Origin of the sequence: Vagococcus luciliae (assembly GCF_024637875.1) — a bacterium.
Classification (GTDB): Bacteria; Bacillota; Bacilli; order Lactobacillales; family Vagococcaceae; genus Vagococcus; species Vagococcus luciliae.
The window spans coordinates 185,769-200,427 of the sequence record NZ_CP102451.1; the positions used below are offsets into that span (position 1 = coordinate 185,769).

At 32.2% G+C, this 14,659-nt stretch carries 15 protein-coding genes; 13 read left to right on the plus strand and 2 right to left on the minus strand.

Features of this window, described 5'->3' with window-relative positions:
- The first annotated feature begins 197 nt into the window (after positions 1 to 197).
- From yfmF to G314FT_RS01050, 6 genes are all read left to right on the plus strand, one after another.
- Entirely contained in the window at positions 198 to 1,460 is a 1,263-nt protein-coding gene (gene yfmF, locus G314FT_RS01025) for an EF-P 5-aminopentanol modification-associated protein YfmF (protein ID WP_257701701.1), read from the plus strand.
- Between the two features lies 1 nt (position 1,461).
- Positions 1,462 to 2,757 (plus strand): EF-P 5-aminopentanol modification-associated protein YfmH, encoded by a 1,296-nt coding sequence (gene yfmH, locus G314FT_RS01030; protein WP_257701702.1) that lies wholly within the window; start codon positions 1,462 to 1,464, stop codon positions 2,755 to 2,757.
- Positions 2,758 to 2,764: 7 nt separating this feature from the next.
- The gene (gene ymfI, locus G314FT_RS01035) at positions 2,765 to 3,490 is read left to right on the plus strand and encodes an elongation factor P 5-aminopentanone reductase (protein WP_257701703.1); all 726 of its coding nucleotides are present in this window, start codon (positions 2,765 to 2,767) and stop codon (positions 3,488 to 3,490) included.
- Positions 3,491 to 3,519: 29 nt separating this feature from the next.
- Positions 3,520 to 4,419 (plus strand): helix-turn-helix domain-containing protein, encoded by a 900-nt coding sequence (locus G314FT_RS01040; RefSeq protein ID WP_257701704.1) that lies wholly within the window; start codon positions 3,520 to 3,522, stop codon positions 4,417 to 4,419.
- A 19-nt stretch (positions 4,420 to 4,438) separates the two neighbouring features.
- A complete protein-coding gene (pgsA, locus tag G314FT_RS01045) occupies positions 4,439 to 5,014 on the plus strand; it encodes a CDP-diacylglycerol--glycerol-3-phosphate 3-phosphatidyltransferase (RefSeq protein ID WP_257701705.1) in 576 nt (191 codons plus the stop codon).
- Positions 5,015 to 5,142: 128 nt separating this feature from the next.
- Positions 5,143 to 5,679: a DUF308 domain-containing protein gene (locus G314FT_RS01050; RefSeq protein ID WP_257701706.1), complete on the plus strand. Its 537-nt coding sequence runs from the start codon at positions 5,143 to 5,145 to the stop codon at positions 5,677 to 5,679.
- Between the two features lie 37 nt (positions 5,680 to 5,716).
- On the opposite strand, the gene G314FT_RS01055 is transcribed toward G314FT_RS01050, so the two are convergent.
- On the minus strand, positions 5,717 to 6,769 hold the full coding sequence (locus G314FT_RS01055; RefSeq protein ID WP_257701707.1) for an AI-2E family transporter: 1,053 nt from the start codon (positions 6,767 to 6,769) through the stop codon (positions 5,717 to 5,719).
- A 125-nt stretch (positions 6,770 to 6,894) separates the two neighbouring features.
- Here G314FT_RS01055 and G314FT_RS01060 point away from each other — a divergent pair, with 125 nt between their 5' ends.
- The 6 genes from G314FT_RS01060 (at position 6,895) to lrgB (ending at position 12,201) form a co-directional block, all read left to right on the plus strand.
- The gene (locus G314FT_RS01060) at positions 6,895 to 7,662 is read left to right on the plus strand and encodes a MerR family transcriptional regulator (RefSeq protein ID WP_257701708.1); all 768 of its coding nucleotides are present in this window, start codon (positions 6,895 to 6,897) and stop codon (positions 7,660 to 7,662) included.
- Positions 7,663 to 7,744: 82 nt separating this feature from the next.
- Positions 7,745 to 8,302, plus strand: coding sequence for a signal peptidase I (gene lepB, locus G314FT_RS01065; RefSeq protein ID WP_257701709.1), 558 nt, complete (start codon positions 7,745 to 7,747; stop codon positions 8,300 to 8,302).
- Positions 8,303 to 8,421: 119 nt separating this feature from the next.
- Positions 8,422 to 10,191, plus strand: coding sequence for a sensor histidine kinase (locus G314FT_RS01070; protein WP_257701710.1), 1,770 nt, complete (start codon positions 8,422 to 8,424; stop codon positions 10,189 to 10,191).
- 14 nt (positions 10,192 to 10,205) lie between these two features.
- The gene (locus tag G314FT_RS01075) at positions 10,206 to 10,934 is read left to right on the plus strand and encodes a LytR/AlgR family response regulator transcription factor (protein ID WP_257701711.1); all 729 of its coding nucleotides are present in this window, start codon (positions 10,206 to 10,208) and stop codon (positions 10,932 to 10,934) included.
- A gap of 152 nt (positions 10,935 to 11,086) precedes the next feature.
- Complete coding sequence (lrgA, locus tag G314FT_RS01080) at positions 11,087 to 11,515, plus strand: antiholin-like murein hydrolase modulator LrgA (RefSeq protein WP_257701712.1); 429 nt, start codon at positions 11,087 to 11,089, stop codon at positions 11,513 to 11,515.
- Positions 11,515 to 12,201 (plus strand): antiholin-like protein LrgB, encoded by a 687-nt coding sequence (lrgB, locus tag G314FT_RS01085; RefSeq protein WP_257701713.1) that lies wholly within the window; start codon positions 11,515 to 11,517, stop codon positions 12,199 to 12,201. Before lrgA ends, lrgB begins: the two co-directional genes overlap by 1 nt.
- Positions 12,202 to 12,255: 54 nt before the next feature.
- Here the strand turns inward: lrgB and G314FT_RS01090 are convergent, their stop codons facing one another.
- A complete protein-coding gene (locus G314FT_RS01090) occupies positions 12,256 to 13,236 on the minus strand; it encodes a polyprenyl synthetase family protein (protein ID WP_257701714.1) in 981 nt (326 codons plus the stop codon).
- Between the two features lie 128 nt (positions 13,237 to 13,364).
- On the opposite strand from G314FT_RS01090, the gene G314FT_RS01095 reads away from it, so the two are divergent.
- Positions 13,365 to 14,267 (plus strand): prenyltransferase, encoded by a 903-nt coding sequence (locus tag G314FT_RS01095; protein WP_257701715.1) that lies wholly within the window; start codon positions 13,365 to 13,367, stop codon positions 14,265 to 14,267.
- Positions 14,268 to 14,659: the final 392 nt, after the last annotated feature.

A 14,659-nucleotide genomic window follows, 5' to 3' on the forward strand; every position in this document is an offset into this window, starting at 1 on the left:
GTAACACTGTTGTAATATATGATAATATATTGTAATCATGCATATTTATTGTTAGCATTACAATTTTGTTAAATTTTAATCAAAAATATAAAATTCAATGTGTTTTCCTATCTTACCATGCTCATTTTTGGTAATCTAGAGAGTGTATCGTCATGTTAGAAACACACTATTTGACGGTAATTAAAGGAGTTTTTTTTATGACAATTAAATTAAATAACCAGGTAAATTTACATATTATTCCTACCAATAAATATAAAACTGTCCGTATTGTCGTTCGTTTCGCTACACCTCTTGATGCGATAACAAGTAGTAAACGTTCTTTACTTGCCAGTTTAATGGAAACAAATAGTTTAAACTTTCCTGATCAAGTAGCACTTAGTAAAAAATTAGCTGAATTATACGGTGCAGGGTTTTATGTCAGTGTGAATCGTACAGGAAATCAACATTATTTAAGCATTGGTTTGAATGTGATAAATGATAACATCGCACCAAATGGCGTGTCTATTTTAGAAGATTCTGTTGAATTTTTAAAGGAAATTATTTTTAACCCAAATATTAAAAATAATGCCTTTGATACTGAAACCTTTGCTCGTGAAAAAGAAAACTTAATAGTTGATATTGAATCAATTTTTGATGATAAGCAAACTTATGCTGCCATGTCTTTACAAAATCTTTTCTTTTCTGATAATAAAAATCAAAAAACACCTAGTTTTGGTGATATTAATCAAATTAAACAAGAAACCCCAGAATCAATTGCTGAGTATTACACTCATATGATTGCGCATGATAAAATTGATATTTTAGTGAGTGGTAATGTTGAAGAAGGCTATGTTGAACGCTGTTTTAAAAATTTTGGGTTTGTAGATAGAGAAGAAATGGAAACTGATTTATTTTATAAGCAACCTTTTAAAAATATTATCCAACAAAAAAGTGAAGTATTACCAGTTGTTCAATCTAAATTAAATATTGGCTATCACTGCGATGTTTATTATCATGATGATATGTATTTTCCATTAATGGTTTTTAACGGATTATTTGGTGGATTTCCACATTCTAAATTGTTCTTAAATGTTCGTGAAAAACATAGTCTTGCTTACTATGCAAGTAGTTCCATTGACCCTTTTCGTGGATTTATCAGTGTACAAACTGGGATAGATAGTTCAAACCGTGAACGTGTTTTACGTTTGGTTAATGAGCAATTAAAAAACATGACTGCTGGTGAATTTTCAGATGAATTACTTGAGCAAACAAAGAAAATGTTAATCAATCAATACTTACTATCATCTGATAATCAACGTTCTGTCGTTGAACAATATTATTTATTCTCAAATATCCCATATGCTGATTTGCCTCAAGAAGAATGGATGAGCAAAATGAATGCTGTCACAAAAGAAGATGTACAGGATGTAGCAACAGGAATTAATCTACAAGCAGTTTACTTCATGGAAGGAGGAAAATAACATGGAAAAAAACTATTATCCTTCTATTAATGAAACACTTTATACTGAAGTTTTACCAAATGGTTTAGAAGTTATGTTATTACCAAAAGAAGATTTCCATAAAACATATGGATTATTTACAACAAACTATGGCTCAATTGACAGTGAATTTGTGCCCATTGGACAAAAAGAATTCATAACTGTCCCCGATGGCATTGCTCATTTTTTGGAGCATAAATTATTTGAAAAAGAAGACGAAGATGTTTTCCAAAAGTTTGGACGACAAGGGGCTGCGTCAAATGCTTTTACAAGTTTTACTCGTACAAGCTACCTATTCTCCAGTACTGATAATGTGATGCAAAATGTCGAAACATTAATTGACTTTGTTCAAACACCTTATTTCACTGAAGAATCTGTCCAAAAAGAAAAAGGGATTATTGGTCAAGAAATCCAAATGTATCAAGATGAACCAAATTGGCGATTGTTTTTTGGTATTTTAAATAATATGTACCCAAAACACCCATTACATATTGATATTGCTGGAACCATTGAAAGTATTGAACCTATCACAGCAGAAGATTTATATACTTGCTACAATACATTTTATCATCCAAGTAATATGAACCTCTTTATTGTTGGTAAAATGAATCCTGAAGAAATGATGACTTTTATTAAAGAAAATCAAGATGCAAAAGAATTTCCAAAAGCAACCGAAATCAAACGCCATTTTCCGAAAGAAACAGCGGATGATATTATCAAAGAAGATGGTATCACCCTATCTGTTAATCGACCTAAGGCTATTGTTGGCTTAAAAGGACTGGACACACCACCTGTTGATGGCTTTGAACGGTTAAAATACCAGACAACCATTCAATTATTATTACAATTATTATTTGGTATGAGTTCTGAAAACTATTTAGCAATGTACAATAGTGGTTTAATTGATGATAGCTTTTCTTTCGAATTTTCGTTCGATCGTAGTTTCCATTTTGCAGATTTCAGCTCAGATACTGATGAGCCTGAACGATTTGCAAATCAAATTATCAATTACTTATTAAAATCTGAGGACAGTCCTGAATTAACAAAACAAAATTTAGATTTGGCTAAGAAAAAAATGATTGGAAAGCATCTAAAATCTTTAGATTCCCTTGAATATATTGCCAATCAATTTAGTGGGATGAAATACGGTGACACGACATTATTTGATTTAGTGACTGTTATTAATAGTATTGAATTAAACGATATTAAAGCAGTTCATCAGTCATTTATCAGGCCAGAAGCATTAAGTCGTTTCTTCATTTATCCCGAAGAAAGGTAATAAAATAATGAACTATGTTTTAGTAACTGGTGCAAGTGGTGACATTGGTGAAGCGTGTGTAAAGCAGTTAGCAAAGAAAGGATATTCAGTCTATTGCCATTACTTTCGCAATGAACAAAAAATTAAGTCTTTATTATCTGATTTAATCTTAAAATATCCAAAACAGGATTTCTTTGCTCTTCAAGCTGATCTAAGTTCTCCAAAATCTGTGGAGCAAATAACAAAAGATATGTTTCAATTGCATGCTATCATTTTTGCTCATGGAGATACGGTATACAAATTACTTTCTGATACAACGCCTGATGAGATGACACATTTATGGCATACTCATGTTTATAATCCCATCAGGTTATGCCAATTATGCCAGCCAAAATTAACGCAACACTCCCATAGTCAAATTGTTTTTATCAGTTCAGTCTATGGTCTGATTGGCAGTTCCATGGAAGTTATGTATAGTACAGTTAAAGGAGCTCAAATTGCTTTTGTTAAATCTTATGCAAAAGAAGTCGCCTCGATGAACCTAACAATCAATGCAATCGCTCCAGGAGCTGTTGATACAAACATGAATACGTTGTGGTCTAAAGAAGAAAAACAATCATTACTCTTAGATATACCACTTAATCGATTGGCACAGCCAAAAGAAGTTGCCTCACTTGTTTCCTACTTACTTAGTGAAGACGCATCTTATATTACAGGTTCAACCATCCCGCTAACTGGTGGGTGGTCCGTTTAATAAAATGAGAAAGAAAGGTGTAAGCTCCCGTGGATACAATCGGTGAACAATTAAAACACGCCCGTTTAGAAAAAGGGCTAACAATGGAAGATTTACAAAAAATCACCAAAATTCAGCGTCGCTACTTATCTGCTATTGAAGTAAATGACTTTGACGCAATGCCTAGTGATTACTATACGAAAACATTTATTAGACAGTATGCTGAAGCTGTTGGTCTAAATGCCCGTCCCCTAATTCGCCGATTTGAAGGAAAGCCCGATGAAACACAAGAGGAACTACCTCAAACTAAGCCAATCAGGGGTTCTCGTAAAGAAAAACATCGTAAAAAAAAGAAAAGACAACCAACCTTTAAAGATTACTTACCAGTAACTCTTCTTTCTCTAGTTGTTATTGCTATTATTGGAACCATTATCTATGCCATGCGTTTAGATATTGCTAGTGGACCTTTAGTACCAAAACCTGAAAAGGCAGTAGTCATTGGAAGTGATTCAAAAGAGAATAAGGAAGAAAGTACCTCCCAGTCTAATCCTACTGACAGTACTGAAAAAACAAAAGATTCTTCTAAAAAGAAAAAAAATGATAGTAAATTTAATATTACCTCTGATTCCATTGATTTAGTGACTTACTCTGGTAGTAATGTTTCAAAACCTATTAAACTTGATTTCACTGCCTTAGAAGGGCCTGTTTGGATTGGTCTACAACAAAGTGGAACAAGTGCTATTTATTATCAATACACATTACAAGCAGGTGAAGAGATTAGCTCTATTGTGCCAGAAGATGCAACAGGAATTGATATTATTGTTGGAGCATCTAATAATCTATCTATTAAAGTTAACGATCAAGAATTAGCTTTCAATAAATCTAATCCAACAACTGGGAAAAAAATTATCACGATTAATTTTGATAGTACTACTAAAGAAAATGAATAAAAAGGAAGGTTGTTTATAAATGAATTTACCAAATAAGTTGACAGTGATTAGAATATGTATGATTCCCTTATTTATCATTGTCGCTTTAATCCCTAACTGGGGAATGATTGATGTATTAGGTAGTCCACTGTTGATTTCTCAATTAGTTGCTGCTATTATTTTTGCCGTAGCAAGTATTACAGATTGGTTAGATGGTAAAATTGCCAGAAAACATAATCTTGTAACCAATTTTGGGAAATTTGCTGATCCACTAGCGGATAAAATGTTAGTTATGACAGCTTTTATCATATTGGTTGGACAAGGTCTTGCTCCATCTTGGGTTGTCGCTATTATTGTCTGTCGTGAATTAGCTGTTACAGGTTTACGCTTATTATTAGTGGAGGATGGCGAGGTTATGGCTGCCGCATGGCCAGGCAAAATAAAAACTGCTACTCAAATGGTTGCTATTATTTTATTACTATTGGGTAATGTTCCATTTAGTGCAATTAATTTGCCACTTGATCAGATTTTCTTATATATCTGCCTAGCTGCTACTATTTACTCTGGTATTGATTATTTCGTAAAAAATAAACACGTTTTTAAAGATTCTATGTAACGAACTGTGCTACTTCAGATAATTGCTTATACGAAGTAGCACAGTTTTAACTTTTTATTGGTTATTTTTTTGATAGACACGTATAATAACATTAGCATTAAGTTAATTTAAACAAGGAGTGATTTTATATGTCTTCTCTATTTCGTTCAATCCAACGTCATGCATTCTCTCGTGGGATTCTTTATTTACTGATAGGTATCTTAATCTTTTTAAAACCAAAACAACTATTTGATGCAGGTGTCTATCTAATCGTTGGTTATAATGTGTTACTTGGGGTAATTAATTTAGTTGGCTATTTGAAGAACAAACAAAACGGTCAAGTTTCTATGAGTATATTTTATTTTATAGTCGCGCTTATTATCTGGCTATTCGCCCAACCAATAGTTAGTATCCTTCCTATCTTTTTAGGTATTTTAATTATTATTGGTGGTGCTACACGTATTTCTCGTGCATTAAACTTAAGACAGTATGTTAACATCAGTTATCTTCCTATGTTAATCTATGGTATTGCTCTTCTTATAGCAGGTATATTTATTTTATTTAATCCATTTGGTAGTTTAATTGTATTATTCCAATTTTTTGGTATTGTATTAACATTATCAGGTATCTCAGAATTAGTTACTGCAATTAAATTACGGAATTATAAAAACCCTGATGTCTTTTAAATAAAAAAGTTGTTTTCTTTAAAAGAAAACAACTTTTTTATTTAGGTGAATTTATTTGTGGAAGAACTGGTGGTTTTTTATGATCTACTTTAACATCTAATAAATCAAGTAAAAAAACAAAAGCTGGTATTCCTATAACTAATCCCCATACACCAAAAAATTTCTCTGAAAACATTAAAATTACAAACACATAAAAAATAGGTAAATCTGTTTTACTACTCATTAATTTAGGATTTAACAAGTAAGATTCAATCGCGTGAATAATCATAATCATAATCAAAATGTAGATAACATCTTGAACACCACCCACTGTATAGGCAATTAACGATAACGGAATACAAGAAATAATGACCCCAGCTACCGGTATCAAACTTAATATGAATATCATTAATGCTAAGCTTAATAATTGATCTTGTGGGAATTTCATAAAAATTAATCCGATAATAGTCAAGATAGTATTTACTATCGCGATAATAAACTGTGCCTCTATCACTACCCCAAATGTATTAACAAATTTTTTCCCTAAATAAGCAACATCTTGACTAAATAATCCTATCTTACTTTTGAAAAAAGCTTGACCAAATGCTGTTACCCAGTCTTTTTCAATAATAAAGAAAAAACTTAAAATTAAAGACATGACAAACGTTAAGCCCATTGATCCAATACTAGTAATCGTTGTAAAGACTACTTTTGCTCCGGTTGTTAATTGTTGTTTTATCTCGTTAAATCCTACATTTTTAGCTATCCACTCATATAATTTATTATTGGTATCTGCTTTTTGATAAAATGTAAAAACATCTTCAATCATCTGAATCGTTTGATTAAATAATTTTGGTACATAAACTGTTATTGAAAAGTATAAAAAAATGATAATTAACAAATACATCACAATAGCAACTAATTTTTTAGGAAGTTTTGTTACATGATGAATACCATCTACTCCCCGAATGATTAAATACGTTAATATAAAGGTTAATAAAATTAAACTAAGGATATTACGTATCAAATATAATCCCGAACAAATAATTAGCAAAACCAGCGTTCGTCGAACGCTGTCATTCGCTTTCATACGTCGCCATAAGTCGACCATATTCTCACCCCATTGAACATTATATAACTTATTCTACGATAAAAACGAAGGAAAAGATAGTATTTCACTTGTTGACTTTGACGCAACGTCAAGCCATATACTACTTATTGAAAGGAGGAAATACAGTGTATTCGATAACTGAATTAGCTAAATTATCTGGTGTCACAACAAGAACATTACGCTACTATGATAGTATCGATTTATTAAAACCTGCTAGTATAGGTGAGAATGGATACCGTTTTTACGATGATAAAGAACTTGATTTACTTCAACAAATTTTATTTTATAAACAATTTAATTTTCCGCTAAATGATATTAAGTTACTTATATCAACGGATACCTCACAAGTAGTTGATTCCTTATCTAAGCATTTTGATAAACTTGTCACACAAAAAGAGCAACTAGAAACTTTAATTCACTCTTTAGAACAAACCATTCATTACTATAAAGGGGATATTACTATGACAAATGAAGAAAAATTTACTGCATTTAAACAACAACTACTACAAGACAACAAGGAAATATATGGTGAGGAATTACAGCAAAACTATGATGAAGAAACCATTGAACAATATAATGATAACTGGATTAATTTTTCTAGGGAAGATTATGCTAAACTAAAAAAAGTAGAAGAAACGCTTTTTATTCAATTAAATGACTTAGAAAAACAATCGATTACTGATGTTACTCACCCATTAGCAAAGGATACTTTTTTATCACATAAAGAATGGTTATCACTTGCTAGCCCTATTTACTCTCATGACTATCATAGACAAATGCTTGATATGTATCTAGCAGATGACCGTTTCACTAAGTATTATACTAAACATATTTCAAAAAATAGCTTAATATTCTTAAAAGAAATTGTCTATTACTACACATTAATTAAATGACTTTCTGTTTAATCTATCGTATAATAATCCTTGTTAGTTATCTATTCTGCGAAATAGGGACTAAATGAATAGGAGGTTTATTATGACTAAATCAACATGGATTAAGGATTTAATCTGGTATGTTTTCTTAATTATCGCACTTGTATTATTACGTGTCTATGTCTTCACACCAGTTACTGTTAGTGGTGAATCTATGATGCCAACGTTAGTCGATGGGGAAAGAAACATCGCCTTAAAAATGGGTGACACCAAACGTTTTGATATTGTCTCTTTAATAGCACCAGATGATCCTTCAAAAAATTATGTCAAACGAGTGATTGGATTACCAGGTGATACTATTGAGTACAAAAATGATGTATTATATATCAATGGAAAAAAAGTAGATGAACCTTATCTAGATGAGAAAAAAGCTGAATTAAAGCAAACAAACCCTGATGAAAATTTAACCTATGATTTTACATTAAAATCATTAACTGGGAAAGATACTGTTCCAGAAAATACTTACTTTGTTATGGGAGATAACCGACAAAATTCAAAAGATAGTCGTTTTCCTGAGGTTGGATTCATTCCAAAAGAAAATATTATCGGCAAGTCAAAAATTGCCTTTTGGCCACCTAGTAAATGGGGTATGGTTAAATAATTTAAAAAACGTATTGAAAGAGAATTTCTCTGTCAATACGTTTTTTTGTGCTATGTTTTCTCTTTTTAAAAATTTTTTATGCTACACTATGATTAAATCATTAAAGGAGTTTTAACATTATGATAGAGCTATTTATCCTAATGATGGAGCGTGTGGGTTTAATTATTCTACTTGCTTTTTTATTAGTAAATGTCCCCTACTTTAAAAAAATACTATTAAGTCGGGATAAGTATCAATCAAAGTTACAGCTTGCAATCATTTTTAGTTTATTTGCCATTATTTCAAATTTTACCGGAATCGAAATCAAAGACAATCAAATTGTTCCCAGTAGTATTTTAACTAATCTACACGATAATGTTTCCATAGCCAATACAAGAACATTAGCTATTGGCGTTTCTGGTATTGTCGGAGGACCTTTTGTTGGTGGAATGGTTGGTCTAATTGCTGGAACACATCGTTTTATTCAGGGTAGTCACTATAGTTTGTTTTATATTCCCTCTTCCCTCTTAGTTGGTTTTTTGTCAGGTAAGCTTGGAAAAAAGCTAACCAAAAAAGGGCAGTTTCCTACTGCGACTCAAGCTGCTTTTATTGGAGCTTTTATGGAAGTCGTTCAAATGTTATTTATTATGCTATTTAGTGGTGGAAATTTACAACAAGGGATAAATTTAGTCAGCTTTATTGCCTTTCCTATGATTATATTAAATAGTACGGGAACTTTTATATTCTTATCTATTTTAACCACTACCTTACAACAAGAAGAACAAGCCAAAGCTGTCCAAACACATGATGTATTAGAGTTAGCAGCTGCGACACTTCCTTACTTTAGAGAAGGTTTAAATGAACATTCAGCACAAGAAGTTGCAACTATTATTCAGCATTATACTAAGGTAAGTGCGATTAGCTTAACCGATACTCACCGAATACTTGCTCATTATGGTGCGGGCAGTGATCATCACATTCCTGAGCTAGAAGTGATTACCGAATTATCAAAAGATGTATTAAAACATGGTAAACTCTCCATTGTCCATCATAAAGAACATATTGGGTGTTCAAATCCAAATTGCCCTCTTGAAGCGGCGATTGTGATTCCTTTATTCGTTCATAAGAAAATTGTGGGAACATTAAAAATGTATTTTACTGATGCTAGTCAACTTACTCATGTTGAAGAACAACTTGCTAAAGGTTTGGGTACTATTTTTTCCACACAAATCGAGTTAGGTGAAGCAGAAGTGCAATCTAAATTATTAAAAGAAGCAGAAATTAAATCATTACAAGCACAAGTAAATCCACATTTCTTCTTTAATGCAATTAATACTATCTCTGCTTTAATGAGAAAAGATAGTGATAAGGCCAGAACACTCTTACTTCAGTTAAGCACTTATTTTAGAGGAAATTTACAAGGCGCAAGACACACACTCATCCCTTTGAAACAGGAATTAGCACAAGTAGATGCATACCTATCACTAGAGCAAGCACGTTTTCCAAATCGCTACACGGTTACTTTTGACGTTGATGATACCTTGATACACTACGTGGTTCCTCCATATGCCGTCCAAATTTTAGTGGAGAACACCATTAAACATGCCTTTGGGTCAAGAAAAGAAAATAATCACGCTCACGTTTCAATCTACAAAAAACAAGAAAAATTGATTATAAGTGTGAAAGATAACGGATTAGGTATCCCTGATGAGAGATTAACCCATCTAGGAAAAGAATCCGTTGTTTCAGAAAAAGGAACTGGTACAGCACTAGAAAATCTTTCAAAACGGATGACTAATTTGTTTGGTGAACAGGCTGAGTTTAATGTACAGAATAATTTAGATAGTGGTGTAATATTTACTTTAACCATACCACTAATAGAAGCAAACAATTCAACCACTTTAAATTAAAGGAATGATAATTTATGACACATGTCTTACTTGTTGATGATGAACCTCTTGCTCGCGAGGAACTCGCTTATTTAGTGACACAACATCCTAATATTTCATCCACTGCCGAAGCTGATTCTGTTGAAGAAGCAATGGAGCAAATAATGGATAAAAAACCAGATATTATTTTTTTAGATATTCATTTGACCGATGAAAGTGGGTTTGATTTAGCTACTAAATTAAAAAAATTAAAGAAATCTCCTTATCTGATTTTCGCTACTGCCTACGATGACTATGCGTTAAAAGCGTTTAAAGTCAATGCCATGGATTATATTTTAAAACCATTTGATGAGACTATTGTCCACGAAGCACTTGATAAAGCCATTTCTATCATTAAACCTTCTGACACCTCTCCAAAAAAGAAAACAGAGCCAATTGACGCTATTCCTATACAAGGTGAGGACCGTATTTTCTTAGTTCATCCAAAAGATATTTACCTAGTTTCTGTTGAAGATAAAGAGCTTAGCGTCCATACAAAAAATGAAGCCTATCAAACTAGCGGTAGTTTAAGTAAAATCGAAACACGATTACCAACAGATATTTTTATCAAAACGCATCGAAGTTTTATTTTAAATACAACAAAAATCCAAGAAATTCAGCCATGGTTTAATAATACATTACAAGTCACACTAGATAATGGATTAAAAGTACCTGTCAGCAGATCCTACGTCAAACCATTCAAAGAAATGATTGGCTTATCTTAAATAAAATCACTCCTTTTTGCTTCATGCATTTTGGGAGTGATTTTTTGTATTATACGCTTACATTTTTGCGTTTCACGCCAAAAGCCACACAAATCAATCCCTTTCTCCTATACTAGGTTTATCAAATGAATCAGTGAAAAGGAGTTTTACAAATGGAAAAAAAAGTTTATTCATTCTTACATCAAGCATTTATCTTTGTAGCCATTATGCTTATCTCTAAAGGAATTGCCTTCATCTTACCCATCCCTATGCCAGCATCTGTTATTGGTTTAATTCTTCTATTTGTCGCATTAAGCACTAACATTGTGAAACTAGAACAAGTTGAAGGTCTAGGGACAAGTTTAACTGGTATTATTTCTTTTCTATTTGTTCCTTCTGGTATCTCTTTATACAACTCATTAGACATCTTAAAAGTTTACGGTGTGCCAATCCTAGCTGTCATTTTTATTGCAACCTTTGTCATTCTTGCTATTACAGGTTGGAGTGCATCTTACCTATTAGGAGTTAAAGAAAAATCTGGCACTAAAGAGAGAAAATTAGCCTTTCTTAAAAAACAACAATTAGAGGAGGTGCAAAGATAATGACCCCATATATTGGTATTGTTATTTCATTCGTCGCATTTGGTGTTGGTACATTTTTATTCAAAAAAACAAAAGGATTTTTCTTATTCACCCCATTATTTGTTGCTATGATTTTAGGTGTTATCATCTTAAAAGTAACTGGTATCAACTACGAACAATATAATCAAGGTGGAACAGTCATCAGTTTCTTCTTAGAACCTGCAACCATTGCTTTTGCTATTCCTCTATACAAAAAAAGAGATTTATTGCAAAAATATTGGTTGGAAATAGTTGCTGCAATTACAATAGGATCTGCAGTATCTGTCACAAGCATTGTCGCTGTTGGAAAACTAATTCAAATGCATCCTCAAATGATGGTCTCTCTCCTACCACAAGCAGCAACAACTGCTATTGCTGTTCCAATTTCTGAATCAATGAACGGGATTGTGTCTTTAACCGCTTTTGCCGTTATCTTTAATGCCGTCATTATTTATGCCACTGGTAAGATGGCTTTAAAATTTTTTCACATCAATAATCCCATTGCTAAAGGATTAGCTCTTGGTTCTGCTGGACATGCACTAGGTGTATCTGTTGGAATTGAACTAGGTGAAACAGAAGCAGCTATGGCAAGTATTTCTATGATTCTAGTGGGAGTCATTACTGTCATCGTGGTTCCTCTTTCAGCGAGTTTATTACAACTAACTTAATCAACTAAACAAACATCATCTAACTTTTCCCTATTTAAAAGTTAGATGATGTTTTTAATTATTTCTATCAAGTAATACTTCTGTCACATGATACAAAATTTCTTTTTCTTCAATATCTGGTAATTTTTTTATACTAGTTAAAGCCTTATTAGTGAAACGCTCTGCAATCATTTCAGCTTTTTCTATGCCTTTATACTTTTCGATTAATTGTTGCACTTCTTTCATTTCATGATTTGATAACTCTGTCTTCTTCTCTAGATAAGGTAAAAATGCTACACGATTTTCATTCATTGCTAAAATAAGTGGTAACGTGTAATAGCCATTTTTCATATCTTCAAAAACAGGTTTCTGCATGTCTTCTTCTGTCGATTTATAATCAAGAATATCATCCATAATTTGAAATGCCATTCCAATATTATACCCAATTCGTTTAGCCTGTAATTGAATTGTCTTAGGAGCATGAGCATAATGCGCTCCTTCATAGCAAGAAAATTCAAATAACTGAGCCGTTTTACCTTTAATATGTTGAAAATATTGTTTCACTGTAATATCTGTATTATAGCGTAAATTCATTTGATCTAACTCCCCAACTAAAATACGTTTCATACTTTGGGCATTTAACGCGATAGTTTTTAAATCACTTGTCGCATTTGACAATAAATGAAAATACACTGTAAATAAAAAATCTCCCGTATAAACTGCGATATCTTGACCATATAAAGCTTGCACTGACGGCATTGAGCGACGTACAGGTGAATCATCGATAATATCATCATGAACAAGCGTTGCAACGTGCAAAATTTCAAGCGAGGCTGCCATACGGTAACGTTTCTTATCTGATTCTATCGTACCGAATTTTGAAAATAATAAAAAATATGCTGGACGTAATAATTTTCCACCAGCATCAAAAAATAATTGCAGTGTTTCCGTGATTTCTTTATTTCTAATTTTAACTGACTTTTCCATGACACGCTTGGTTTCAATCAATTCTTTTTGGACAGCAGGATACATTTCCCACAGTGGATGAACAGTCATAGCGGCCTCCTATAAAATCATATAATGTACAATAATTAAGCAATGAACAATTTTCAATCATTCATTTTTGAAAAATACCTACTCTAACAGTATAATAAACAGTGGATAAAATGTGAAGGAGTTTACGAATGAATTTTAAAGTATTTGCCGAATTAATCGAGCTTAAAGCAAAAGCTGCGAGTGTTTTCCCATTTATTATGGGATTTTTATATTCATGGTACCACTATCAACAAGTCAAACCAATGTATATGCTCTTATTTTTTATATCAATGCTACTATTCAATATGGCTGTCGATATATTAGATAACTACATGGACTACCATAATGCGACTGATGCGCACGACTATAAAGAAGAAACCAATATTATCGGGCGAGAAAATTTATCACTCACTCTTGTAAGAAACATGATGATTGGGTTAATTGCAATCTCTGCCATCATCGGTATATATCTTGCCTCACAAACAAGTTGGATTATTTTATGGTTAGGGATGTTTAGCTATTTTATTGGAATTAGTTATTCTGCTGGTCCAAAACCTCTCTCAAGTTTACCAGTTGGTGAAATCACATCTGGAATTACAATGGGTATTGTCATTCCTTTAATTTGTGTTTATCTCAATCTATTTGATATTGTACCATTTAATTGGAACTTTATTATAAATGTGGCTATCTTATCATTACCTACTGCTTTAGCTATCTCGAACTTGATGCTAGCTAACAATACATGTGACATGGAAGAAGATATTTTAAATAATCGTCATACACTCGTTTTCTATATTGGTAAAAAACGAGCTGTCACTTTATTTAAAACACTAGTTATTTTATCATTTGTCTTTGCTACAATTGGTGTGATATTACATATTGTTCCTATCACTTTACTTGGTATTTGGATTATTTTTCCAAAAATCTGGAAAAACACGTTAATTTACTCGAAAGAACAAGTCAAAATAAAAACATTTCCATTAGCCATTAAAAATCTAGGTATGATTGCTTCATCTCAAGTCGTTCTATTTTTTATTGGTCTATGGTTTTAATATAAAAAAGGCACCTACAGAAAAGGGAGTAACTGTAGGTGCCTTTTTTTCTATTCTTCTATTAGGAGGAAGATAGATTTAACGATAATTATCACACTAACATCAGCGGCAACTTTTGTTGTGTTTATCTCATCTATAAGCCTAGTATAATAAACATACTGACAAACTAAAATACCACAAACTGGATAAACATTAACCAATTTATGGTACAACTAAGAGTAGATTCAATATCATACTTTTGACGGAGTAACTTTCCCCTATATAATAGATACAATTATCTTATCAATTAATCTCGTGGGTGAACCTGGTGTTATAACTCAAAGAAACTACTCAACCGATTAGTCTCTATTTACTGAGGTGTAGGTTCGAATCCTACCATCCACTTAAAATAA

Coding starts and splice junctions, on each gene's coding strand:
- yfmF (WP_257701701.1), top strand. CDS start 198: ATGACAATTAAATTAAATAACCAGGTAAATTTACATATTATTCCTACC.
- yfmH (WP_257701702.1), top strand. CDS start 1,462: ATGGAAAAAAACTATTATCCTTCTATTAATGAAACACTTTATACTGAA.
- ymfI (WP_257701703.1), top strand. CDS start 2,765: ATGAACTATGTTTTAGTAACTGGTGCAAGTGGTGACATTGGTGAAGCG.
- pgsA (WP_257701705.1), top strand. CDS start 4,439: ATGAATTTACCAAATAAGTTGACAGTGATTAGAATATGTATGATTCCC.
- G314FT_RS01050 (WP_257701706.1), top strand. CDS start 5,143: ATGTCTTCTCTATTTCGTTCAATCCAACGTCATGCATTCTCTCGTGGG.
- G314FT_RS01055 (WP_257701707.1), bottom strand. CDS start 6,769: ATGGTCGACTTATGGCGACGTATGAAAGCGAATGACAGCGTTCGACGA.
- lepB (WP_257701709.1), top strand. CDS start 7,745: ATGACTAAATCAACATGGATTAAGGATTTAATCTGGTATGTTTTCTTA.
- G314FT_RS01070 (WP_257701710.1), top strand. CDS start 8,422: ATGATAGAGCTATTTATCCTAATGATGGAGCGTGTGGGTTTAATTATT.
- G314FT_RS01075 (WP_257701711.1), top strand. CDS start 10,206: ATGACACATGTCTTACTTGTTGATGATGAACCTCTTGCTCGCGAGGAA.
- lrgA (WP_257701712.1), top strand. CDS start 11,087: ATGGAAAAAAAAGTTTATTCATTCTTACATCAAGCATTTATCTTTGTA.
- lrgB (WP_257701713.1), top strand. CDS start 11,515: ATGACCCCATATATTGGTATTGTTATTTCATTCGTCGCATTTGGTGTT.
- G314FT_RS01090 (WP_257701714.1), bottom strand. CDS start 13,236: ATGACTGTTCATCCACTGTGGGAAATGTATCCTGCTGTCCAAAAAGAA.
- G314FT_RS01095 (WP_257701715.1), top strand. CDS start 13,365: ATGAATTTTAAAGTATTTGCCGAATTAATCGAGCTTAAAGCAAAAGCT.